This is a genomic window from Verrucomicrobiota bacterium (genome assembly GCA_016871535.1).
Lineage (GTDB): Bacteria > Verrucomicrobiota > Verrucomicrobiia > Limisphaerales > SIBE01 > VHCZ01.
Genome location: VHCZ01000091.1, coordinates 1 through 21,040 on the forward strand (window position 1 = coordinate 1; position 21,040 = coordinate 21,040).

Annotated in this window: 19 protein-coding genes; 8 read left to right on the forward strand and 11 right to left on the reverse strand. The window is 60.8% G+C overall.

Annotation, left to right across the window (positions count from 1 at the left end):
* Positions 1–181: 181 nt before the first annotated feature.
* On the reverse strand, positions 182–469 hold the full coding sequence (locus FJ398_13460) for a hypothetical protein (GenBank protein ID MBM3838946.1): 288 nt from the start codon (positions 467–469) through the stop codon (positions 182–184).
* A gap of 29 nt (positions 470–498) precedes the next feature.
* Positions 499–693 carry a CPXCG motif-containing cysteine-rich protein gene (locus FJ398_13465; protein MBM3838947.1) on the reverse strand — a complete coding sequence of 65 codons (195 nt, stop codon included), beginning with the start codon at positions 691–693 and terminating at the stop codon, positions 499–501.
* 152 nt (positions 694–845) lie between these two features.
* Here FJ398_13465 and FJ398_13470 point away from each other — a divergent pair, with 152 nt between their 5' ends.
* Genes FJ398_13470 through FJ398_13480 form a run of 3 tightly spaced genes read left to right on the forward strand, consistent with a single transcriptional unit; the run spans position 846 to position 3,263 of the window.
* Positions 846–1,634, forward strand: coding sequence for a hypothetical protein (locus FJ398_13470; GenBank protein ID MBM3838948.1), 789 nt, complete (start codon positions 846–848; stop codon positions 1,632–1,634).
* A gap of 56 nt (positions 1,635–1,690) precedes the next feature.
* Complete coding sequence (locus tag FJ398_13475) at positions 1,691–2,620, forward strand: XdhC family protein (GenBank protein MBM3838949.1); 930 nt, start codon at positions 1,691–1,693, stop codon at positions 2,618–2,620.
* Between the two features lie 52 nt (positions 2,621–2,672).
* Positions 2,673–3,263: a nucleotidyltransferase family protein gene (locus FJ398_13480; GenBank protein ID MBM3838950.1), complete on the forward strand. Its 591-nt coding sequence runs from the start codon at positions 2,673–2,675 to the stop codon at positions 3,261–3,263.
* On the opposite strand, the gene FJ398_13485 is transcribed toward FJ398_13480, so the two are convergent.
* Positions 3,241–3,684 carry a hypothetical protein gene (locus FJ398_13485; GenBank protein ID MBM3838951.1) on the reverse strand — a complete coding sequence of 148 codons (444 nt, stop codon included), beginning with the start codon at positions 3,682–3,684 and terminating at the stop codon, positions 3,241–3,243. The two genes, FJ398_13480 and FJ398_13485, sit on opposite strands and share 23 nt — an antisense overlap.
* Before the next feature lie 16 nt (positions 3,685–3,700).
* Here FJ398_13485 and FJ398_13490 point away from each other — a divergent pair, with 16 nt between their 5' ends.
* A complete protein-coding gene (locus tag FJ398_13490) occupies positions 3,701–4,234 on the forward strand; it encodes a hypothetical protein (protein MBM3838952.1) in 534 nt (177 codons plus the stop codon).
* 143 nt (positions 4,235–4,377) lie between these two features.
* Here FJ398_13490 and FJ398_13495 read toward each other — a convergent pair whose 3' ends face one another.
* The 3 genes from FJ398_13495 to FJ398_13505 form a co-directional block, all read right to left on the reverse strand.
* Entirely contained in the window at positions 4,378–5,595 is a 1,218-nt protein-coding gene (locus tag FJ398_13495; GenBank protein MBM3838953.1) for a DUF1080 domain-containing protein, read from the reverse strand.
* A 73-nt stretch (positions 5,596–5,668) separates the two neighbouring features.
* Positions 5,669–7,663 carry a prepilin peptidase gene (locus FJ398_13500; GenBank protein ID MBM3838954.1) on the reverse strand — a complete coding sequence of 665 codons (1,995 nt, stop codon included), beginning with the start codon at positions 7,661–7,663 and terminating at the stop codon, positions 5,669–5,671.
* Positions 7,660–9,039, reverse strand: a complete 1,380-nt coding sequence (locus FJ398_13505; protein MBM3838955.1) for a hypothetical protein — start codon at positions 9,037–9,039, stop codon at positions 7,660–7,662. The genes FJ398_13500 and FJ398_13505 overlap by 4 nt, the downstream gene beginning before the upstream one ends.
* Positions 9,040–9,058: 19 nt before the next feature.
* Here FJ398_13505 and FJ398_13510 point away from each other — a divergent pair, with 19 nt between their 5' ends.
* A complete protein-coding gene (locus FJ398_13510) occupies positions 9,059–9,580 on the forward strand; it encodes a hypothetical protein (protein MBM3838956.1) in 522 nt (173 codons plus the stop codon).
* Here FJ398_13510 and FJ398_13515 read toward each other — a convergent pair.
* The 5 genes from FJ398_13515 to FJ398_13535 all read right to left on the reverse strand — a co-directional run bounded on the left by FJ398_13515 (position 9,558) and on the right by FJ398_13535 (position 14,455).
* Positions 9,558–11,426, reverse strand: coding sequence for an HlyD family efflux transporter periplasmic adaptor subunit (locus FJ398_13515; protein MBM3838957.1), 1,869 nt, complete (start codon positions 11,424–11,426; stop codon positions 9,558–9,560). The genes FJ398_13510 and FJ398_13515 overlap by 23 nt on opposite strands.
* Positions 11,427–11,433: 7 nt before the next feature.
* Complete coding sequence (locus tag FJ398_13520; protein MBM3838958.1) at positions 11,434–12,363, reverse strand: efflux RND transporter periplasmic adaptor subunit; 930 nt, start codon at positions 12,361–12,363, stop codon at positions 11,434–11,436.
* Positions 12,335–12,865 (reverse strand): signal peptidase I, encoded by a 531-nt coding sequence (lepB, locus tag FJ398_13525; protein MBM3838959.1) that lies wholly within the window; start codon positions 12,863–12,865, stop codon positions 12,335–12,337. The genes FJ398_13520 and lepB overlap by 29 nt, the downstream gene beginning before the upstream one ends.
* 34 nt (positions 12,866–12,899) lie before the next feature.
* Complete coding sequence (locus tag FJ398_13530) at positions 12,900–13,340, reverse strand: hypothetical protein (GenBank protein MBM3838960.1); 441 nt, start codon at positions 13,338–13,340, stop codon at positions 12,900–12,902.
* 218 nt (positions 13,341–13,558) lie between these two features.
* Positions 13,559–14,455 carry a TIGR01777 family protein gene (locus tag FJ398_13535; GenBank protein ID MBM3838961.1) on the reverse strand — a complete coding sequence of 299 codons (897 nt, stop codon included), beginning with the start codon at positions 14,453–14,455 and terminating at the stop codon, positions 13,559–13,561.
* A gap of 1,456 nt (positions 14,456–15,911) precedes the next feature.
* Here FJ398_13535 and rfaD point away from each other — a divergent pair.
* From rfaD to FJ398_13550, 3 genes are all read left to right on the forward strand, one after another.
* Positions 15,912–16,844 (forward strand): ADP-glyceromanno-heptose 6-epimerase, encoded by a 933-nt coding sequence (rfaD, locus tag FJ398_13540; GenBank protein ID MBM3838962.1) that lies wholly within the window; start codon positions 15,912–15,914, stop codon positions 16,842–16,844.
* Positions 16,845–16,925: 81 nt separating this feature from the next.
* Positions 16,926–17,300 carry a hypothetical protein gene (locus tag FJ398_13545; GenBank protein ID MBM3838963.1) on the forward strand — a complete coding sequence of 125 codons (375 nt, stop codon included), beginning with the start codon at positions 16,926–16,928 and terminating at the stop codon, positions 17,298–17,300.
* Positions 17,301–17,492: 192 nt separating this feature from the next.
* Positions 17,493–20,687: a methyltransferase domain-containing protein gene (locus FJ398_13550; protein MBM3838964.1), complete on the forward strand. Its 3,195-nt coding sequence runs from the start codon at positions 17,493–17,495 to the stop codon at positions 20,685–20,687.
* The last annotated feature ends 353 nt before the right edge of the window (positions 20,688–21,040 follow it).

Consider the following 21,040-nt stretch of genomic DNA (forward strand, 5'->3'; position numbering starts at 1 on the left):
CAAAAGACCCGCCGCCCGGAGGGTTTTCGCGCCAAAGGCCGCCTGGCTTCGTTGCTCCTCAGTCGAAGATCCAGGGAGGATATTCTCCTTCGTCGCGCCTCGCCATCCGGCCTTTGGCGCGAAAACAGGGGCCCCGCGGAATTTTCGGCCACGCTCTTAGGCTTGGCTAAAGCGGCGCGGATCAGAAAAGACGCCGAAGCAGGATCGCGATGAGCGTCACGCAGCCCATGAAGCCTGCGGGCATGAATTTTCTCCCTTTCGCGTAGCGCGCGGCAAAAACCGCGAGCAACAAGGCGAGCAGAATGTCTGCGACGTAGGCCGGGCCGAGCCAACCCAAAGCGGCGCCGCTCAGGGCGAGCGCGAACACCCCGGAAGTGATGAGCGAGATCTTGCTTCCGGCTTTGAGGAAGCCCATCAGGCCCCCGGCCAGCAGCAAGACGATGTAAACCCAGAGAACGGTCGTTGCCATAGGCGAAAAGAAACGGAGCGGACTTTCGGTTAATCCGCGCTGACATCCAAGCTCAGAATTGCTCCCGGTTCACATTCCAGAACGACCTCGAAAGGCCGGCAGCAGACTTCGCAATCGGTCGTGAATCGTTGGGAGGGAATGCTGGTATCGACAGTCAACTCGAAGCGTTGACCGCAGAACGGACACTGGATGGATTCCGCGAGTTCCAAACGGATGGAGACCATATCGACCGCCAGACAGCAATCAAGCCCGGCCTCGGACCGCAAGGTAGGGCAGGCTTCCAGCCTGCCTGCTCTTGACGTCTTCAGACTGGCGGGATGCCTGCCCTACATTTGATATGGCTTGAGTCGAAATCGTCGATTGCGTCCGGGATTTGATGAGGGAAGATACGCGCATGAACACGTCGCAGGCCGAGGAATTGATCCGGCGCCTCCGCACCGCCGACCGCATTTTGATTTTCACAGGAGCGGGAGTTTCGACAGGCAGCGGCATTCCGGACTTCCGCGGACCGGACGGAGTTTGGAAGCGCCGCCAGCCGGTCTATTACCAGGATTTCATGCGATCTGAGGCTGCGCGAATCGAGCACTGGGATTACAAACTCGAAGGCTGGCCCGCGTTTCGCGAAGCCCGGCCCAATGCGACGCACGACGCCATCGTCCAATTGGAACGCGCCGGCAAACTGCTGATGCTCGTCACGCAAAACATCGATGGCCTTCACTCCAAAGCCGGAACTACGCGCGAACGTCTCGTCGAACTACACGGAACAAACAGCCTGGTGGAATGCCAGACCTGCCATCAGCTTTCGGATCCTGAGCCGCATTTCCGCACTTTCCAGGAAACACGGAAACCGCCGCGCTGCGCGTGCGGCGGGCTGCTCAAACCGGCCACGATCAGTTTCGGCCAGGACCTCCGGGCGGAAGATTTGCGTCGCGCGGAACGGGCTGCGGTCGAAGCGGACCTCGCGGTCGCGTTGGGATCAAGCCTTTCGGTTTATCCCGCCTCGGCGATTCCGCTGATGGCGGCGCGCCGCGGGATACCGTACGTGATCATCAATCGCGGGCCGACGGAGCATGATGATCATTCAGAAGTCACGCTGCGAATCGAGGGCGATGTGGGCGAGGCATTTCCCCCAGCCGTGGCGGCCGCGCTGCGGCATAGACGGTAGGCTCTGCGGGATTGGGCTTGTCCGGTGTTTCGCCGCCGATAAACTCTCGCCGTCCTATGCCTCGATTTTACGATTTTCTGCCCGGCGCACTGGCGGAGGGCGAGCCGTTTGCCCTGGGAATCATTTCGCGGATCAAAGGGTCCAGCCCGCAGAAGAAAGGAGCGAAAGCGCTGTTTTTCGCCGACGGCCGCATCCAAGGGACTTTGGGCGGCGGCTGTCTGGAGGCTGAAATTCAGGATCGCGCGCGCCGGGCGTTGGCCACCCAGACGCCATCTACCTTTGAGTTGGTTCTGGATCACGACTTCGGCTGGGACGATGGATTGATCTGCGGCGGCAAGGTCAGCGGGTTGATCCTTCCGCACGCCCAAACGGCGTCAGAGATCTGGCGGAAGTTGACGACGTGCGGGGAATCGCTCACCTGGGGTGTGAAGAAGGATTTTACCATTTCCTGGGTTGGCGACAACGCGGACGAAGGTTGGCTCTATCAGGAAACCGTCTCTCCGCCGTGCGCGCTGTGGATCGCCGGCTCCGGGCATGTCGCTCAAGCCGTCGCGCCTCTGGCGTTGCAACTGGATTTTGATGTCACGATTTTCGACGATCGCAAGACGCTGGCGAACACACAATACTTCCCGGAAGCCGCGCATTTCCGAGTCGATTACTGGGACAAACTTCTCGCGGAACCGATGCCGAAACGGCCCGCGTTTGGTCTGATCGTCACGCGCGGGCACCAGCACGACGCGCTTGTCTTGAAGAACTGGGTTCACCGGCCTTTCGCCTTTTTGGGCATGATCGGCAGCAGCCGGAAAAAACGCCTGATCTTTTCCGAATTCGTGGAGCAAGGGATCGCCACGGAGGACCAGCTTGCTCGCGTGGCGTGCCCGGTCGGCGTCGATATCGAAGCGCAAAGCATCCCGGAAATCGCGGTCAGCATCCTGGCGCAATACATTCAACAACGGGCGGCGCTCGGCCTGGCGGCGGGGAAGTGATCGCGCCTTGCGCTTCGGAGTCGTCATTCTAGGAGCGGGCGCCTCTTCACGAATGGGCCGGCCAAAACTTCTCTTGCCTTGGGGAGCAACCTCCATCATCGGCCACCTGATTTCCCAGTGGCAGAAACTCCATGCTGAACAAATCGCCGTGGTTTGCGCTGAGAACCAAGTGGCTCTGCACGCGGAACTGGACCGCCTGAGTTTCCCGAAAAACGGTCGAATCCCAAATCCCGATCCTTTACGAGGGATGTTCAGTTCAATCCAATGCGCCGCGCGGTGGAAAGGCTGGCCCGGCGGCTTGAGCCATTGGGCCGTGGCGTTGGGCGATCAACCGCATTTGCAGGAGACGACCTTGGGGATGGTGTTGGAGTTTTCCGCCTCAAACCCGGGAAAGATCTGCCAGCCGAGCTGGCAGAATCATCGGCGGCATCCCGTGGTTTTTCCCGCCGCAGTATTCGCGCAACTTGGCGCGGCGCGTGAATCAAACCTGAAGGCTTTCCTCGACGCACGCGCGCCGGAGCGCGCCTCTTGTGGGATCGATGATCCGGGCCTGGGTGTCGATCTCGACCTGCCGATCGATTACGAGAGGGCTGTCGCGGCCTTTGCGCCTGGGGACCAGTTCACGTCACCTGCACCCTCGTAATTACCGGAGAGGGTGAGGGGGGCGCTTCATGGGAAGTTCTCTTGGTCTCGGAACCATGCACTCGGCCCATGAACCCGGTAGGGCGAGTCCGTCCCGGCGAGCCGCTCGACGTGCATGGAACACGTCCGGATCGGCTCGCTGGGGACAGGCTCGCCCTAACCGTCTGGTTCATGGGAGCTTCCATGGTACCGGAACCATGCACACGGCCCATGAACCTGAGACCGTGCGGACCGCAGCCTTCAGGCTGCTTTCGCGCACTCCCCGGAGTCGAGCGTTGAAGCGGCCTAAAGGCCACGGTCCGGGAGACGGGTTCATGGGAAGCTGCCTTGCTGCGGGCGCGACTTGGTGCGGCACATTCGTATTGGATTTGCGTCCACTCGCGATTGGAAGTCTTTTTCAGTTGTGATCGATGGCCTTTCACATGATCGTTACGCACTATGAGGATGGCGCCGCATAGCCGCCCGCTCCAGTTGGCACGTTTCCGTGCGACGTTCATTTGCCTGGTCGTGTTGGCGTGTGCCCGAAGCTGGAGTTCTCAGGACAAACCATCCGAGCGCGAGCCGGTCAAAGAGAGCGGCGCTCCGCAATCAAAGGAGATTCGGTTTCGTGGTCGCATTGTCTGTCTGGCCGAAGAAATGCAGCGGCTCTACAAGGCGCAACTGCCCGCGCCTCACGAGCACCTCTACGGCTTCAAGACGGACGACGGGAAGTTCTACACGCTGCTGCGGACGAGAACATCGGAAGCGTTTTTCTCCGATGCACGGCTTCACAAACTGGAACTCATCGTGCAGGGACGCATCCTCCCGAACACACAGATTCTGGACGCCATTCCTGTGGGAAGCATCCACGACGGCAAAGTCTATGACCTGTACTATTGGTGCACGGTTTGCGCAATCCGCACGCCGATCCCGGGAGAATGCATGTGCTGCCAGCAACCGGTTGAGTTTGTCGAGAAGCCGCTCGACAATTAGACAGCGCAAAAAGTTTGTCCCGTGCGGGACAAACTTTTTGTCACGTCACGTCGGGATTCGTCAGATCGCTTTTGGCGCACGGCTGATTCAAGGATCTTGCGAAAGGAGCGCGGCAGCCTGCCCGCCCGCCTCTCTCGAAATCTTCACGCTTCACCTGAACCCGCGGGCCAGCACCAGATGTTGACCTGGCTCTTGCTGCTGCCGCGAAGATAAATCCCGCTGTCGCCGGCGTCCGCGGCTTCGACTTCTTTGGGTTTGCCTTGTTCGTCCGTCGCGTAATCGCCGTTGGGCAGAATGACAGGCCGCAGCATCTTCACGCCTTTGCCCGTGAACCGCCAATCGCAGATCATGGTGAAATCACTGTATTCCTTCTCCGACCACAGGTTCTTGTCGTTGGCCTCGCTTTTGCCGTCGTACTCCAGAATCCAGTCTTTCGATTTCCAATGGCCGGCGTGACCGGACTGGTGTTTCCAACCTGACAGATCGATGCCGGTGTAAAGCGACTTGAAACCTTGGTCGAGCGACGCGACTTCGTCGGGGCGCGGATTGGTTGAAGGCAATTCCCTGATCCGGATATTTCGGAAGTGGCACTCGGAGCCTTCGGCCTCCAGGCAGATGTAGCCTTTGCGCGGCTTGGTGTCGTAACCGCCGGAAACAACCTTGCCGTTCACGGCGAGCTTGATGTCGCCATTGTTGCAGACGACGCGGTAATGATTCCATTCGCCCGCCGGCTTGGCTCGCTGTTCGCTGGGCAAGCAACGCATCCACCCCTGCGGATGCGGGCGATCCGGTTTGAAGGTCGCACCGTGAATGGCGAAGACGTCGCCGTGGCTCGTGTAAGTCTCCGCATTCCGGCCGTCGAGAATCTGCACTTCGATCGACTTGGTGAAAGGCTGTCCCGGCGCGGTGATCGGTTCGCTCCAGACGAAGAGGCCGGCGTTGCCGCCCTTGACCATGTGGCGATACTCCAGTTCCAGCTCAAAATTTTCGTAGTGTCGTTCCGTGCGCAGCACGCCGGTCGGAATGCCGGTTGAGACGATCATTCCGTCGCGGACCGTGAACGTGTTCGGCGCGCAGTTCACGTTCACCCAGCCCGAAAGGTCCTTCCCATTGAACAACGGCGCGAAATCAGTGCCCGCGGCTGGAGTGTTGAGAATCGAACTGAGAGGTAGGAGCAACACGACCGCGAGCAGCAATGTCCGGAGGGGTCTCATAGCATGCTCTTCATAGACCAAATGACTGGAACAGGCGAACAAAATGAACGGCGCGCATTCCAGCAATTGTAACGCCCGACGGCGGGGAGCGCGCGGAAGCAGCCTAAAGGCGCCTAAAGGCTGCGGTCCGCACGGTCTTCGGTTCATGGGCTGTGTGCACGGTTCTGGAACCAAGGCAGCTTCCTGGATTGAGTTCGCTCTGATGGTTCGTTAGCGCGAGTTACGGCGGGTCCAGGTCCGATCCGGCAAAGGACAGCGTCTCTCCCAGCAATTCATCCATGCGGAGGACTTCACGCCGGCGTCGAAACGCTTCGTGCTCGCTGCTGCGTTGTGCCCATGCAATGGCAGTCCCCGCCGCAAGGGGAAGCTTCCGCGGCGGTTGATCCAGAAGTCTGTGAAGCCAGCGTTGGATGGATCGCGGGAGAAAGCGCCGCAGCAATTCGTCATCTGCGCTCACGAAGGCCTGAGCGCTTCCGAAATCCCCTTGCCGCGCCGCGCGCCCGAAAAGCTGGCGGTCCACACGCCTGGACTCGTGCCGTTCCGTGGCGATGACGTGGAGGCCGCCGAGTTCCGCGACACCGTGGCCGAGTCGGATGTCCGTGCCTCGCCCGGCCATGTTCGTCGCAATCGTGATGCGTCCGCGTTCACCGGCGCCGGCGATGATCTGCGCTTCCTCCTGATGTCGCACGGCATTCAGCAAACGGAAGGTCACCCCTTTGGCAGCGAGGCGTTCCGCCAGATGCTCGCTCGCGGCCACGCTGCGGGTGCCGATGAGGATCGGACGCCCGGTCCCGTGCACAGCACAGACTTCCTCGACAATGGCCCGCCACTTGTCCTCCTGCGCTGCAAACACGCGGTCTGGAAGCTCCCGGCGCACGCACGGTCGATTCGCCGGGATCGTGATGACGGGCAGGCGATAGATTTGCCACAATTCGCCAGCCGCCTCGCGAGCCGTGCCTGTCATCCCGGACAGCCTCGGGTACAAGCGGAAGTATTGCTGGAAGCTAAGCCGGGCCGCGGTCTCAGACGGATCAGATAACGGAAGCTTCTCCTTGGCTTCAACGGCCTGGTGCATTCCTTGCCGCCACGTGCGTTGCGGCATCGGCCGCCCGGTGAATTCATCGACGATCAGCACGCGGTCCTCGGAGAGGACGTATTGCTGGCCGTTCCGGTAAAACTCGCGCGCACTCAGGGCTTGCTTGATCAACTCGGTTCGCCGCTCCTCGCCGCGCCAAAATCCAGGCAGGTCGGAGCACGCGCTCTGGATTCTTCGGCGGCCGGCGTCGGTTAGCTCGATTTCGCGATAGCGGCCGTTAACGCGATAATCCGTTCCGACTTCGAGCATCTCGCCGACGCGCTGCGCGATCTGAATCCCTTCGCGCAACGCCTCGTTTTTTCTTGGTGTGGCAATGATCAGCGGAACGACCGCCTCGTCGATCAACACACTGTCCGCTTCATCGACGATGGCGGTGTGCAACCCGCGCAGGACGACGCCTTCCCCGGTGTCTGCGCGACTGGAAAGCATTTTGCGAATCAAGCGGCAGGAAGGATGCCGTGCACCCCTGGTGCGCAGCGCGTCGCGCAGAAAATCCGCGACCACTTCTTTGCTGGTCGAGTAAGTCACGTCGCAGTCGTAACCACTTCTTCGTTCGTCGGGCGGCATGGCCCCCGTGACAAAACCGACTTTGATACCGCAAAACTCGTAAAGTGGCCTCAGCCACTCGGCATCTCGCTGGACGAGGTAATCGTTGACCGTGATCACGTGACACGGCCGCTCGCTCCAACCGGCCAGCACCGCGGCCAGCCCGGCCACCAGCGTCTTGCCTTCGCCCGTTGCCATTTCGGCGAGAAAGCCCCGATGCAACGCCAGCGCTCCCATCAACTGAACGGGGAAAGCTCGCAAACCGATCCGCCGATCCGCCGATCCGCGAACCGCAGCCAGGGCGGGCAGGACCAGCGCGGCGGCGTTTCTTCCGCCGCGACGGATGCCCTGACGAAACTCGCGCAGGCGTTCACGGAGCGCATGATCGGACCACGCGCTGACTTCCTTGGCTTGCCCCTCAATTTGCCCGGCGTCGCGGCGCAGGCTTTCCACGACCTGACTCCGGCGGAAATAATGGCCGATCAACCCGTGGACCTGCGCATCCAATCCTTTGAGCAACCGCTCTGGCTTGCGATGGAACACGCGGAAAGATTCCTCGCTGGGCGTTCTCATGCTTGATAACGCTGCTGCAAAAGCTGTCGAACGCGCCGAATCCAGCGTGGGAGGAGCGGCTCCGGCGCCAGATCGAAACGAATCTTTCCGGAACGGCCATGCAGCAGGGCCGGCGGGGCGCCAGTCTTCACATCCGCGCGCACTTCGAAGAATGGCTCGAGCGCCCGCTGGCCTTGAGGGTCGGTCGGAGCAACGGGCACGTCACCTCCGCCAGCCCAGCCGAGCGCGGCGGAGGGCAGACGTTCGCGCTCCGCCGGAATGACCTTCCAGCGATCAATCGGAATCTCCGTTCCGCTCTGGCCGAACAAGCGCACCTCTGCGCCAAGCAACCGACGGCCAAAAAGCGCCTCGCCGTCCGTCTGCGACACGGGAGCGAGGAACTCAAACGAGGAAGCATTGACCACCACCCCCAATTCTGTGCCGCGGGCAAGCCATCGCCCGGCCGAGTCTTCGATCTGGGGGGCGACCCACACGCCGTCGTGGCGCGCGCGTACGATGAGCGCGGACTGGTCTGCCTGCAAAACGCCGGGCGCGCGAAAATGGCTGGGCATCGGAACCCAGTTGAGCAGGAGCAGCACGAATCCGAAAACTCCAAGCGTGGCCAGCACGGCGCGAGGCCGGTGGCGGGCCAGGCGGGGACTGCTGGCCAGGTAACTCAATAGCTTGCCCATCGGCACCAGGATCCAGGAGACAACACAAAACGCGGCCATCAAGACGCCCAGCAGGAGATAACGGTCCGCGACAAACAACAGGATCGCCCCGAAGACGAAAACGCGATAAATCCCGCTGGCGACTCCGAAGGCGGCCAACCAACCGGCTTCGCCGCGAGTCCGGGCCGGGCTCTCGCTTTGCTCCACGCCGAAACCATACCGTTCCACGACATGTTTGAGTTGCTGCAGCGCGCGCTGGTGAAGGTTGGGGATCTCCAGGAGGTCCGAGAGCATGTAGTAACCGTCGAAGCGCAACAGCGGATTCAGATTGAAGACAAGCGTCGAGACCGAGGCGGCGAGCATCATGTTGTAGGCCAGACTGTGCAACGTGCCCTGGCCTGTGTTGGCCCAGACGAAAGTCGCCAGCGCCGCGACGAACAGTTCCACGATCATGCCCGCGGCGCCGACTAAGATCCGCTGCCAACGGCTGCGAAAGCCCCAACTCGAAGTCGCGTCCATGTACGGAATCGGCGTGAAAATCATCAGCATGACACCGAGCACATGAACTTCACCGCCGAAGCGGCGGCAGAAATAGGCGTGGCCAAACTCGTGCAGGGTCTTCAGCAGCACGATCCCGGCATAGAGCAGAAGGAGATTGCCGGGCGCCAGGACGCTCTGGCTTTGTTGCTGAAGCGCGGGAAAGTGATCGACCGCGACCGTTCGCACGCTGCCGTGGGTCGGGCGCTTGATCAGCCCTGTTGGCGCGGCGCTGTGGATCGGGACCGTCCTGGCGGCGCTCAAGGAGGAAAGCGTCCGGATCGAGCAGTGGAAACCGCATGAACATGACGTTCAGGAACCGGGCCCGCAGCGCGCGCTGACGCGTTTGCTCGAATCGCTTGAAAAGTTGAGCCGCGTCGTCAGCGCCTTCGTATTGGAGCAATCCCGCGCGATAGAGCTGACCCAGCAGTTGGATCACCGCCTCCTGGCCCGGCGCGCCGTCGGGAAACTTTTCCAGACATTCCTTCCAGACTTCTTCCACGGTGCGATCCGGGCGAAGGCGGGCGACGAATTCGTAAGCGGCAGGCTGGAGCCGAAAGAACTGGTTGCTGAACGGGTTCTCCAAGACGTGCCAGCGCCGGCCGCGAAAATTCTGCCGGCGCACGCGCACGCTGGTCCGGAGCCAAACGCGCTGATTGGCGACGCGGTACCAAGATTCGCTGAAGGTGGCAGGCGGACTTGGCATGTCACCACCAGAAGAACATTCTGAGGAAATCGACGGTGCGATGAGCGGCGATCCAGAATAACGTCCGCTTTTCCACCGGAAGCTTGCACACGCCGCTCATGCCGGGACGCCACCACAGCTCCGGCGGTCCGGTGAGTGCGGACCGCACCAGGAACACATTCTCCTGGTCCTTCGGAAACGCCGCCTCCTCTATTCGCGTGACGCGAACGGGGAACTTGAGTTTCGGTTGCGCCACGAAAGCGATTTGCGCTTCGCTTTTCTGAAGGATCTCGTGAATGTCCCGCTCGTGGACCTCAACTTCCACGTAAAGCGCATCGGTGCGCGCGACCTTGACGAGTGCGTCCCCTTGCTTGACCGGAGCGCCGATTCGCTGCCGCAGATCCCCCTCGACAATCACTCCGGCGAATGCCGCTTTGATCGAAGCCTGTTCCAGCCGGTACCGGATCAATTCCAACCGCGCCTTGGCCTGATCGCTTTGGGCCTGGAAAATACGCATTTCCGCGAGCGCGTTGGCAGCGCGGGCCTTTTCCATCTCGCGCAGGTAACGCGCTTGATCGGAAATCGCGGCGGCCTCTTCCAGAATCAACTCATCCGTATTCAGCCTCAGCAAGACCGCGCCATTGGTCACGGCATCACCGGGCCGGACTTCCACACTCCGGATGTAACCGTTGAAAGGCGCGGTCAGAAATGATACTTCCTCGCTGCGCAAAATGAAGTTCCCCTCCACTTTGTAGGTAAACACCGGCAAGGAGCAGACCACCAACGCCAAGAAACCGAGGATTGCGAAAAGCTTGGCCCAGGTATGTTGCGGGCCCCAAACTCTGGCCAGCGTTTCTTCCGTCAAAGTCTTCCACCGAGCGCCGAACCAGCGATCGCGCCGCGCCAAATCCGCCAGGCGTTGGAGCGCTTGATCGCAAACCAGCCGCAATTGATCGAGCTCGGCCTCCGTAAAAGCTGCGCTCTGCCGTTCGCAAGTCAGCACCGCGATCGGTTTGTCGTTCTGTCGAAGCGGCACCGAACTGATGTTCCCCGAAACCTGATCGCGCGCGAAGGTTCCGTGATCTTTGGCCACAAACCGATACCCTTCCGGCGCGGGCCACAGGACTTCCACATTCTGGTCCAGCGCCTCCTCCATGGTCATCTCGAGCGATTTGACGGCGGCCATGTTCTTGTCGAAGCGTTCGGTGCGGCTCATGGCTTTGAGGCGAACATAGCCGTTGACCAACCAGCCCAGGCTCACGCGATCGCAATGAAAGCGCGTCGCCACTCCGTTGCACATCGCCAGGGCTGCCGCCAGAAACCGCCGCTCGCCATTCACCGAAGCGATGAGATCCAAAACCGAAGCGAACTTTTCTGCGTGCAACTGGGCTTGCCGCGTGGCGTGCTGCGTTTGATACGCCAGCGGAACGTCTGCTGCCAGGCGCAACCGAACCAAGGCTTCGTCCGCTCGTTCCTCGGAAACATTCAGCAACAAAAACGCAGCCACGCAAGCATCCGAACTCGGCGGCAGCGGCAGCTTGAGGCCCAAGGCGAAGCTGCGCGAGGTTGCGGACCGCCCCTCATCCAGCGCTTGCTGCCACACCTGGTTGCGGCAGGCGTTTTCGGTGAGTTCCGGCAGGATTTGGAGGAAGGTGTGGGTGACGCGATCCGCGTGGCCGTTGTTCGACCAATCCCCCAATTTCTTGAGCCGCTCCGGTTGTTTGGCGTCGCGAACGATCAGGAGGCCTCGGTTTGCTCCAGCCAGGCTGCCCATGGCGGCGAGGTACGCTTGCCAGAATTCGGCCGGCGGACCCGCGAACTGCCGCAACCGCGCCAATTCGGCCAAGGGCTTGTCCGGGCCGGAGGAAGGTTGTGTGGAGTTGCTCAACATCAACCGGTCACTCCGGCATCAGCAGCCGCCCCGCCGCGCCGGGACGCACCTTGCCGTCTGCATTGTCGAAGACGAGTTTCACCTTCATCAACCCGCTCGCGGGATCGATCACTGGTGAAACGAAACTCACTGTGCCTTCCACTCCCACCGGCGACTTCCCGGCATCCAGGCTCAAGCGCAGTTGTTGTCCGATGGCCAGCGTATGGCCCAGCTTGCCATCCAGGTTGGTGACGAAATAGCAGCGACGGGTCTCCACCACGCGCACGATCGGCTGCCGCGGTTCGCAGCCTTCGCCGGCTTCGAGCAGGATTTCCGTTATGTAGCCGTCGATGGGCGAAACGAGCGATCGTCGGCGCAACTGTTCCTGGGCGAGATTGAGATCAACGCTCGCGATGTTGAATTCGGTCCGTTTCTTATCCAGTTCCTCGCGGCTGACGGAGATGGCGTTTTTCTCGGCCAGAGCCTTGAGCCGTTCCCATTCGGTCTGGGCCATTTCCCTGGCCAGAGTCCTCCGCACGACGTCCAGCTCCTCCAGTTTCTTCTCGAGTTCAATCAAGACCTGGCCCTTCTTGACTAACGCTCCTTCCTCAACCAGCCGGCTCCCGATAGTGCCGCTCACCGAAGCGCTCAAGGTCACATCGAAGAACGGTTCCGTAATCCCTGCGATTTCCGCGGCGCGGCCAGCAACCGCAAACACGGCCAGCAGGTGAAGCATCCGGGCGGCGGCATCGCGGCAGTGTTCCATCTTCGCGTAATGGGAGTCGCGGCCGTTCATACCGCGGAGTTTGTCCTGCCAATACATTTCGAGCGCTTCGCGGACGCACAACGGCGGGATGCTCTCGGCCGCCGTGTTGAGGTAGGTCGTGGAGCCGAGAGCGGGAATCTGGCGATTGCGCGTTCGATGGCGGTTAGTGCGCCACTCGTCCGAGGATTTCATCCTTCTCCGCCAGATATCGGAAGTGCTCCTTGAAAGCCATCGAACGGTTGTCGCCGATGACCAGATACATGTTCTTGGGAATGAGCCACGCGTAGTTGCTGCTCCAGGAATGATGCACGGGCAATTTGACGTAGGGCTCATCCAGTTCCTTGCCGTTGACATAAATCTTCCGATCCGCAAAGACGACGCGTTCGCCGGGCAGCCCGATGATTCGCTTCAAAAGAACCACCCGTTCGCTTTTCAGCTGCACGGCCACGATATCGCCGCGTTGCGGTTCGGAATGGCGGTAAGCCAGCTTGTTCACGAGCCGAATCCTCCCCTCCACGTAGGTCGGCTCCATGCTGATGCCCACGACTTTGATGGGGATGAAAACAAACTTGAAGAGGACGAACACGATGACCACCACGACGAACACTCGCGCCAGAGTCCAGCGCGGGTTTCGTCCGATCACCAACCGCTTGAGCCACGGATCAGGTGGCGGTGGGGCTGCCTCAGTGGTCATGATTACGCGCGGGAATTTTCGCGCTTCCGGCCCATCATTTCAATGATAACAAAAACGCGAGCAATCCCGAAAGTCCTGTGATCTCAGATCGGACTTCGCTCACGCCGTGATTGCGATCGTGGAGGACGCCCACGCCATTGCGATGGGTGAGATAAAGCTCGGGCGCAGGGGAGAACGTCAGGTTCATCGACCACTTGAGGTTCTCGGCAAAGATCGAGACCGAATCAGCTTTGCCGCCGCCGTCCGTGTCCGAAACGATCTTGACGCGATCGAACTTGGGACCGGGGTAGTCGGCTCGGGGTTGGTGCGTGTGCGATTCGACGACGAACAAGCGATTCTGTCGGTCGATGGCCAGGCCGATCGGATGGCTGGTTCGGAAGCGAACAATTCGATCTTCAAACCGGGGTCGCGAACTTGTGGAATGGACTGAAAACCGGCTGCGCGGCAGCGCAGCCCTACCTTCGTGATCATTCAATGTTCGCTGTGCCGGTTTATGGCCCATGAACAAGGTAGGGCGAGTCCGTCCCGGCGAGCCGCTCGACGCGCGTGGAACACGTCCGACTCGGCTCGCTGGGGACAGACTCGCCCTACCGTCTGGTTCAAGGGAAGCGTGGACGAGCTGCTGATCTGTCCTTCGGCGGGGTCATGGCATGGAACAACTTTGTCGGCCACGACTCTTGTCGGAAAGGGAGGTTATTTTTGCAAGAGAGAACGCAGGGCTTCGGCCAGATCGCTGTGCAAAAACTTGAAACCGGACGCCGCGAGCATGGCGGGCAGCGCGCGCGTGCTCGCAAGCAAGGCCTCGTCGGCCATCTCTCCCAGGGCGATCCGTGCGACGAAAGCGGGCACAGGAAGAATTGTCGGACGCCGAAGCGCCGCACCCAGCGCGCGGGTGAATTCGCGATTGGTCACCGGATTTGGCGAAACGAGGTTCAGCGGACCGGACAATGCCTCCGTCACGAGCGTATGCTGAATCGCGCGCACCGCGTCCTCCAGAGTGATCCAACTCCAGTATTGCTCGCCGCTCCCGACCACGCCGCCGAGGCCGAGCTTGAAAGGCAAGAGCATCTTGGCCAGCGCCCCGCCGTGCGCGCTGAGCACAAGGCCAAAGCGCAAATTGGCCACGCGAAGGCCCCGTTCTGCCGCCGGCCGCGTGGCGGCTTCCCATTCCCGAACTACGTCCGCCAGAAAGCCGGTGCCGGGCGAACTGTCCTCGGTGAGGATTTCTGCGCCGCGGTTCCCATAAATGCTGATGCCGGAGGCCGAGATGAAAACCCGGGGCGGATTTCGGATTTCTTGCAGAGCGCACGAGAGCAATTGGGTTGAACGCACGCGACTCTCGCGAATGCTGACCTTCACGGCTTCCGTCCATCGTCCCGACGCGATATTTCGTCCGCCCAGATGCACAACGGCCTCGAAGCCCTCCAGCTTGGCGTCTGGCGCGCCGCTGTCCGGATCCCAGCGAAGATCGGCCGAGCCGCAAGGAACTGCCTCGCGCACAAGTCGTGTGACTTGATGGCCTTGCTGCGAAAGAGTGGCGGCCAGAGCCGAGCCGATCAACCCGCTGGAGCCGGCGATCAAGATTTTCATTGTCAGGGAACGTTACTGCTCGCACTGGGGAAGGGGCGAACAATCTTTGCGATGGTCTGGGGAGCACACGCGCCCCCGCGTGTCCCGACCGGCGCCCTCGCCGGTCGGGGACGTCGGCAGAACTCAGTCCAGGAGGGCACTGCTGTTGAATTGAGCGACGCAGAAAACTCGGATCTTCTTCCTCGCCCGCGAGGAAGGAGTGGGGAGAGGATCGAGGAGAGGGGAAACCCCATGAAGACGGCCCTCCTCCCCATGAACCTGATTCAACCACGGATTACACGGATCACGCGGATAAGATCGCTTTTCCATCCGCGAAATCCGCGAAATCCGCGGTTAAATTAAGAAATCAGTTCAGGGGTTCGTTGCGAAGGCGCGAGGCGCGCGCGAGAGCGTGAGAATGCCAGCCGTAACGAATGCCTCGGAGGATCGAGGCAAGGAAGAAACGAAGAACAATCAACAAGAAGGAAGGACATGAAAAAACAACTATCCAGACTGATCGCGCTGGGCGCTCTCTCGTCAGGCATGTTAGTTACGGGCGATGGCCGGAGGACTACAAGAATTTGCTGGCCAGTTACTACGCGGAGAAAGTTCGGCAAAAGCAGCGAGAGATCGAGGCCTTGAAGAACTGCTGCGGGAGCTATGGGGCTATTCCGGGTCCTCCTGGCCCAAAAGGACTGCGGCGGTGAAACCTTGGAACGGGTTTCAGAACTCATCAAAGAGGGTTTCCTTCCTGTTTTCAGTGGCTCTCCCTTTCCGTGAACCTGGCAGGGCTGCGTTGCCGCGCAGCCGGTCTTACTGTGCAGATCGTGGGATTGACGACAGATCGACCGGAGAACCCTAGCGCAGATTTTCAATCTGCGGTATCGCCGATTTCCAATCGGCAGGGCGCCGGCAAGTCCCAGCGTGCTCGGACTGGGAGACGCCCCGCAGAATGCAATTCTGCGATACGGCAGAGTGCAACTCTGCGCTACAAGCTTTGTCGTCCATCCCGCGGACCAAGCAGTATGTCGATGCGGCGGCGCAGCAGCACCGCCCTACCGGCGATGGGTTCAAGGGCCGTGCGCTCCCCAACAAAAGGCAACGAGGAGATCGAAGACTTCGTTGGCTTCGTGGCCTTTTGTGGAAATCTTGCGCCGGCTTCGCGGCCTGGCATCGCTTTGGGAAAAACCGCGGATTACACGGATTGCGCGGATACGAATCAGATGCCCAATCCGCCTCCCACTGAATCCGCGCCCATCCGCGTCATCCGCGGTTCAAGAATCTGGTCCTTCCGAGAACGAGACGTGGGGCCATCCTTCGGTCTTTGGCCTCTGTTGTCTCCGTTGGCTCCTGTTCAAATTGGATTGTGACGGCAAAGCGGTGATTCACGCAGCCGGTTGGGAAACCGGCGCTATGCGCGTGCGCTCCCGCACAGAATTTTCGTGACGCAAGGCCGAAAAATCCTAGGCTCACCGGCGTGCGTAACATTCTGATCACCGGCGGCGCCGGGTTCATCGGGTCCAATCTCACGCTCGCTTTGCAGGAGAAGTTCCCAGACGCGCAGTTGGTGGTGGTGGACGATTTTCGTTCGGGCAACTTTGCGAATCTTCAAGGGTATCGCGGCGATTTCGTCGCCGCGGACGTTTCGCGTCTGGACTGGCACGCCCAGTTCAAGGATCAGGTTTTCGACGCGATTTTCCACGAGGCGTCCATCACCGACACCACAGTTCACGAGCAACTCGCCCAAGTCCGCGACAATGTGGAAGGGTTCCGCCGATTGCTGGAGTTTGCCGCGCCGACCCACACGACCGTCGTCTATGCCTCGTCCGCCGCGACCTACGGGATCGGTTCCACGCGGATGAAGGAAGACCAGCCGCCGGCGCCGGCGAACGTCTATGCGTTTTCCAAGGTTCAGTTGGACAACCTGGCGCGGATTTACGCGCGCAAACAGGCGTCGTGGAAAATCGTCGGCGTTCGCTACTTCAATGTCTATGGGCCGCGCGAAGGGCACAAGAAAGCGGCGGCGAGCATGATTTATCAGCTTTACCTGCAAATGAAGTTGGGCAAACGGCCCCGAGTTTTTCGGGCGGGCGAACAAAAGCGCGACTTCGTGTACGTCAAAGACGTCGTGCGGATGACGATCGGCGCGTTGAACGCCCCGCGCAGCGCCGTTTACAATTGCGGAACGGGGCAGGCGTTTTCGTTCAACGAGGTCATTGCCGAACTGAACAAGAATCTGGGCACGAAGCTGGAGACGGACTATTTCGAGAATCCCTACAGCTTTTACCAGCCGCACACGGAAGCGGACATCGCCCTGGCCAGGAGCGAACTGAAATACAATCCGGAATTTCCGCCCGCGGCGGGGATTGCGGATTATGTGGCGATTCTGGAAGGGCGGAAGAGTCGCTGACGCAGTTCAATCTGGAAGCAGCCACAGCCCAGGCGGCGAGCCAAGATTGACCATTGGGTAGCCTTTTGCTACCGTCCGGCCATGAGTCAACCGGTGAAGCTCTCTGATAACTTGGTTTTGGACGCCCGGCTCACGGGCGAAGTGGCCGAACGTTCTATCGCGGGCCAGATCGAGTTTTGGGCCAAATTGGGCCGCGCGATCGAGCCTCTCCTGCAAGGAATCCACGCGATGGCGTTGTGCCGTGCAGGGGCCACGCAGCCCTTGTCCGCTTGCCTGGATTCCGCAGATTCGACTGAGGGACGCCGCCGCGTCGCCGAACATCTCCAGACTCAGCCCTACCCCCACTACGAGCCGACCGACACACCGGGGTTGCTCATCCGCATCACTGCCGACGGCAAACGCACCGTGGGCCGCTTCGTCAACCGCAAGTTTCAAGCAGTCAAGAGGAGGAAATGAGTTCGCCGCTCGACCTGCGCCCGTTGATCGTCGCTCTGGCGGGTCCAAATGGCGCGGGCAAGACCACGTTCTATCACGCTCATCTCAAACCCTGCGGGCTCCGATTCATCAACGCGAACGCGCTGACGCACGAACTGGACCTCTCCGCAAAAGAGTTTGCCGTCAAAAGCCGCATCGCTACCATCCGCGTCCATGATATTCTCCGCCCGACGGGTCTTCGCGGTGGTGGCGTTTTGTTTCTTGGTTTCGGGGATGGCCGGATTGGTTTACCAAACCGTCTGGGCGCGGTACCTGGCGTTGTTCCTCGGCCACACGAGCTATGCCGTCGTCGCCGTGCTGGTGGCCTTCATGGGTGGGCTGGCGCTGGGGAACGCCTGGTTCGGGATTCGCGCCGACCGGTCTGAAAAGCCGCTGGCGCTTTACGGCTGGCTGGAAATCGGGATTGGAGTTTACGCGCTGCTCTTCCCGGCTTACTACACGTTCTGCCACGACAGCTTCATCGCTCTGGCCCGAAAATGGCATCCGGGTTCGGATGGCCTGCTCGCGCTGAAATTCGCCTTCAGTTTTTTGACGATTCTCCTGCCGACGTTCCTCATGGGGGCGACCTTCCCGGTGTTGACCAAATTTGTCACTCGCGCGCTCTCGGAACTGCGGGAAAAGGTCGCGGCGCTCTATTGCATCAACAGCGGCGGAGCGGTCCTGGGTTGCCTGGTCACGGACTTCTGGTGGATCCCCGCGATTGGATTGGAAATGACGGTGTACGCGGGCGCAGCGATGAATCTCGCGGTCGGTTTGGTGGCGCTGTTTGTGAGCCGCAAAATCCGCGAAGGGTCCGCTTCTGAGGCGGCCGTTTTTGTTCGTCCCCTCGCCGCGAGGAATGAGTCGGCAGGGAATCGTGAAGAGGAGCAGACCCGTGAAGCTGCCGTTCCTCTCCCGTTGCCGGGAAGAGACCGCGCGAGCCAGGCTGAAGAGACATTCTCCGATGCCGAGTTGCGGGTGGCGATTGCGGCCATCGGTTTTTCCGGGTTCGTGGCCATGCTGTATGAGGTCGCCTGGACGCGGCTGCTGGCGCTGGCGCTGGGATCGAGCACGCACGCGTTTTCTTTGATGCTCGTGACGTTCATCACGGGCATCGCGGCCGGGGCCTGGATTGTTTATGCCTGGAAAAATCTCCGGCGGACGTTTGAGGCATTCGCCTGGGCCGAGATCGCTCTGGCCGGAACGCTGTTCGTCTCGATGTTTTTCTACGAATACCTGCCTTACTGGTTCATGAAGCTGGCCAGCGTGGTGGTTCGCGACGAGTCCACGTATCTGATCTACCACGGCTTGCAGGCGCTGATCTGTTTCAGCGTGATGTTCATTCCGACGGTGTGTCTGGGCATGACGCTCCCCCTGGCCAGCCGTATCGCCACCGCGGAACTGGCGCGCACCGGGCGCTCGGTAGGAAAGGTTTTTGCAGTGAACACGCTCGGCACGGTGTTGGGCGCCGTCGTCACGGGGTTGTGGCTGATGCCCGCGGCGGGACTCGCGCGCACGCTGGCGGTGGGGATCGCGGTGAATGCGCTGATCGGCGCGGCGATGCTGGCGCGAGGCCAACTCACCGTGGGCCGCGCTTTGCTCGCGCCGCTGCTTGGCGCGGGCTTTGTATGGTTCGCAGGGCTGATGTTTGACCAAACCTGGCAGCAAACTTTTTCTTTGGGCCTGTGGCGCAACCGCCAGACGCCCCCGGACCTGGCCACGTTCCGGAGGATGGTCAAAAACGAGACGCTGACCTTTCACCGGGACGGCGCGGGTTCAACCGTCACGGTCATCACCCGGGGAGAAAACGGGAAGGAACAAATCGGTTTGAAGGTCAACGGCAAGGCGGATGCCGGCACGAGCCTGGACATGACCACGCAGCTTTTATCCGGCCATATTCCCATGCTGTTGCGTCCGCACTCGACCAATGTCCTGGTCATCGGCCTGGGCAGCGGGATGACCGCCAGCGCCATCGCGCGGCATCCCGGCGTGCAACATCTCGACCTGGTCGAGATTTCGTCCGACGTGGTGGAAGCCGCGCGGCAATTCCGCAATTATAACGACGACCTGCACAACAATCCGCGTGTCCGGTTCGTCATTGAAGACGCCAAATCGTTTCTCAAGATCGCGGACGAGCGATACGACTTGATCGTGAGCGAACCGTCCAATCCGTGGATGGCCGGGGTCGCCGGCGTCTTCAGCCGCGAATATTACGAGAGTTGCCGCGACCGCCTGAAACCGGATGGCTTCATGGCGCAATGGGTCCAGATCTACGAAACCAACGATGAGGCGTTGAACACGGTGCTGGCCACGTTCGGGTCGGTTTTTCCGCACTTCAGCATCTGGCATCCGGCGGTGAGCGATCTGGTGCTGGTGGGTTCGACTCAGCCGCACCAGATCGACGTGGAGGCGTTCGAGCGCCAGTTTTATCACCCGGCGGTCCGATCGGATTTGGAGCGCATCCAGATCACGCGCCTTCCGGTTCTGCTGGCGCGCGAAATTGTCTCTGCGTCCAACGGCGTGTTTGTGCCGCCGGCGGAAGTCTCCTTGCACAGCGATTTTTTCCCGACGCTGGAATATTCGGCGCAGAAGGCCTTTTTCGTCGGCCGCTCGACCTTAAGCTGGCGCCAATTCGACGAGACGTTTTGGACGCGGCCGAGCACGCTCCTGGGACAATACCTCCGCACGCATCCGTTGACGGAATCGGACTACAAGGCACTGGGCCGGTTTTACATGGAGTATCGCCTGCCTGAGCCGGACCTGTTCCGCTCCCTCCTCGTGCGCTGGCAACGCGAGATGCCGGACGCCACGCTCCCGATGGAGATGATGGCTCAAGCTTCCGAAGCGGTCCTCACGGCGGAACTGGAAGCCCTGCGCGTCGCTCCCATGCGGGATCGATTGCTCCGCCGGGCCGAGGCCGAAAACGATCCGGAGCCGCTGCGGATGTACGCGTCCTACCTGATGCAAACCTACCGGGCTCATCGCAGCGTCTTTCATTTGCCGCCAAGCGAAGAATTGAAGGCCTTGCTCGAACGCCTCATCGAGACAAACCCGGCCAACCAGCGCGTGTACAAGTTGCACCTCGCCGAACTGGCCTGGGACGCCGGGGACGATGCCACGTTCGCGCGGCTCAGCGAAATCGCCTTTGATCCGGACACGGCGAAATGGGGCCCGGTCGGTTTTTCAATTGATCCCCAAGCGCCGCGCATCGTGCTGGCTCGCATGGTCGAAAACCTTTGGCGCATCGGAAAATTCCACGAAGCCTGGCTGCTTTGTCAGGAGGCGAAGCAGAATCGTTACACCGGCACTTATCCGCTGCTCGACATGGTTTGCCGGAAGGCCGAAGCGTATTCAGCAGCGATGCGATAGAACGCAAAAGGTTTCTGCAACCTTTCGCCGGTCGGGGTGTCCTCTTCTCGAAATTGCTTCGTCCTTACAGCATGGATGCACAACCGACCACCTGGCAGCGAAACATCGAATTCGGAGAGGCGCTTGCGAATCGCGTCACCGCAGGCAGAATCGTCCGCCCCGGCTCTCCCCGGACTTCTCTACCTGGCCCTCAGGCAACGGGGATCAAACTAAGTGGTCCATTTCATAAATACGCTCACGTTCGCGGCAAGGGATTTTTCGGCCAGACGAGGCGCGAGCGACGAGCATATCCCGAAGTGGATCTGTAAGGAGCAAGCAACGAAGTCTGGCGAAAAAGAACTGCCGCCCTTCGG

Bases quoted from the DNA above. Each gene is read 5' to 3' on its own strand.
- FJ398_13495 (MBM3838953.1), bottom strand. From the start codon at position 5,595: ATGAACCGAAGACCGTGCGGACCGCAGCCTTTAGGCGCCTTTAGGCTG.
- FJ398_13490 (MBM3838952.1), top strand. From the start codon at position 3,701: ATGAGGATGGCGCCGCATAGCCGCCCGCTCCAGTTGGCACGTTTCCGT.
- FJ398_13515 (MBM3838957.1), bottom strand. From the start codon at position 11,426: ATGTTGAGCAACTCCACACAACCTTCCTCCGGCCCGGACAAGCCCTTG.
- FJ398_13480 (MBM3838950.1), top strand. From the start codon at position 2,673: ATGGGCCGGCCAAAACTTCTCTTGCCTTGGGGAGCAACCTCCATCATC.
- FJ398_13500 (MBM3838954.1), bottom strand. From the start codon at position 7,663: ATGAGAACGCCCAGCGAGGAATCTTTCCGCGTGTTCCATCGCAAGCCA.
- FJ398_13475 (MBM3838949.1), top strand. From the start codon at position 1,691: ATGCCTCGATTTTACGATTTTCTGCCCGGCGCACTGGCGGAGGGCGAG.
- FJ398_13550 (MBM3838964.1), top strand. From the start codon at position 17,493: ATGATATTCTCCGCCCGACGGGTCTTCGCGGTGGTGGCGTTTTGTTTC.
- FJ398_13535 (MBM3838961.1), bottom strand. From the start codon at position 14,455: ATGAAAATCTTGATCGCCGGCTCCAGCGGGTTGATCGGCTCGGCTCTG.
- FJ398_13460 (MBM3838946.1), bottom strand. From the start codon at position 469: ATGGCAACGACCGTTCTCTGGGTTTACATCGTCTTGCTGCTGGCCGGG.
- FJ398_13545 (MBM3838963.1), top strand. From the start codon at position 16,926: ATGAGTCAACCGGTGAAGCTCTCTGATAACTTGGTTTTGGACGCCCGG.
- lepB (MBM3838959.1), bottom strand. From the start codon at position 12,865: ATGACCACTGAGGCAGCCCCACCGCCACCTGATCCGTGGCTCAAGCGG.
- FJ398_13520 (MBM3838958.1), bottom strand. From the start codon at position 12,363: ATGAAATCCTCGGACGAGTGGCGCACTAACCGCCATCGAACGCGCAAT.
- FJ398_13465 (MBM3838947.1), bottom strand. From the start codon at position 693: ATGGTCTCCATCCGTTTGGAACTCGCGGAATCCATCCAGTGTCCGTTC.
- FJ398_13470 (MBM3838948.1), top strand. From the start codon at position 846: ATGAGGGAAGATACGCGCATGAACACGTCGCAGGCCGAGGAATTGATC.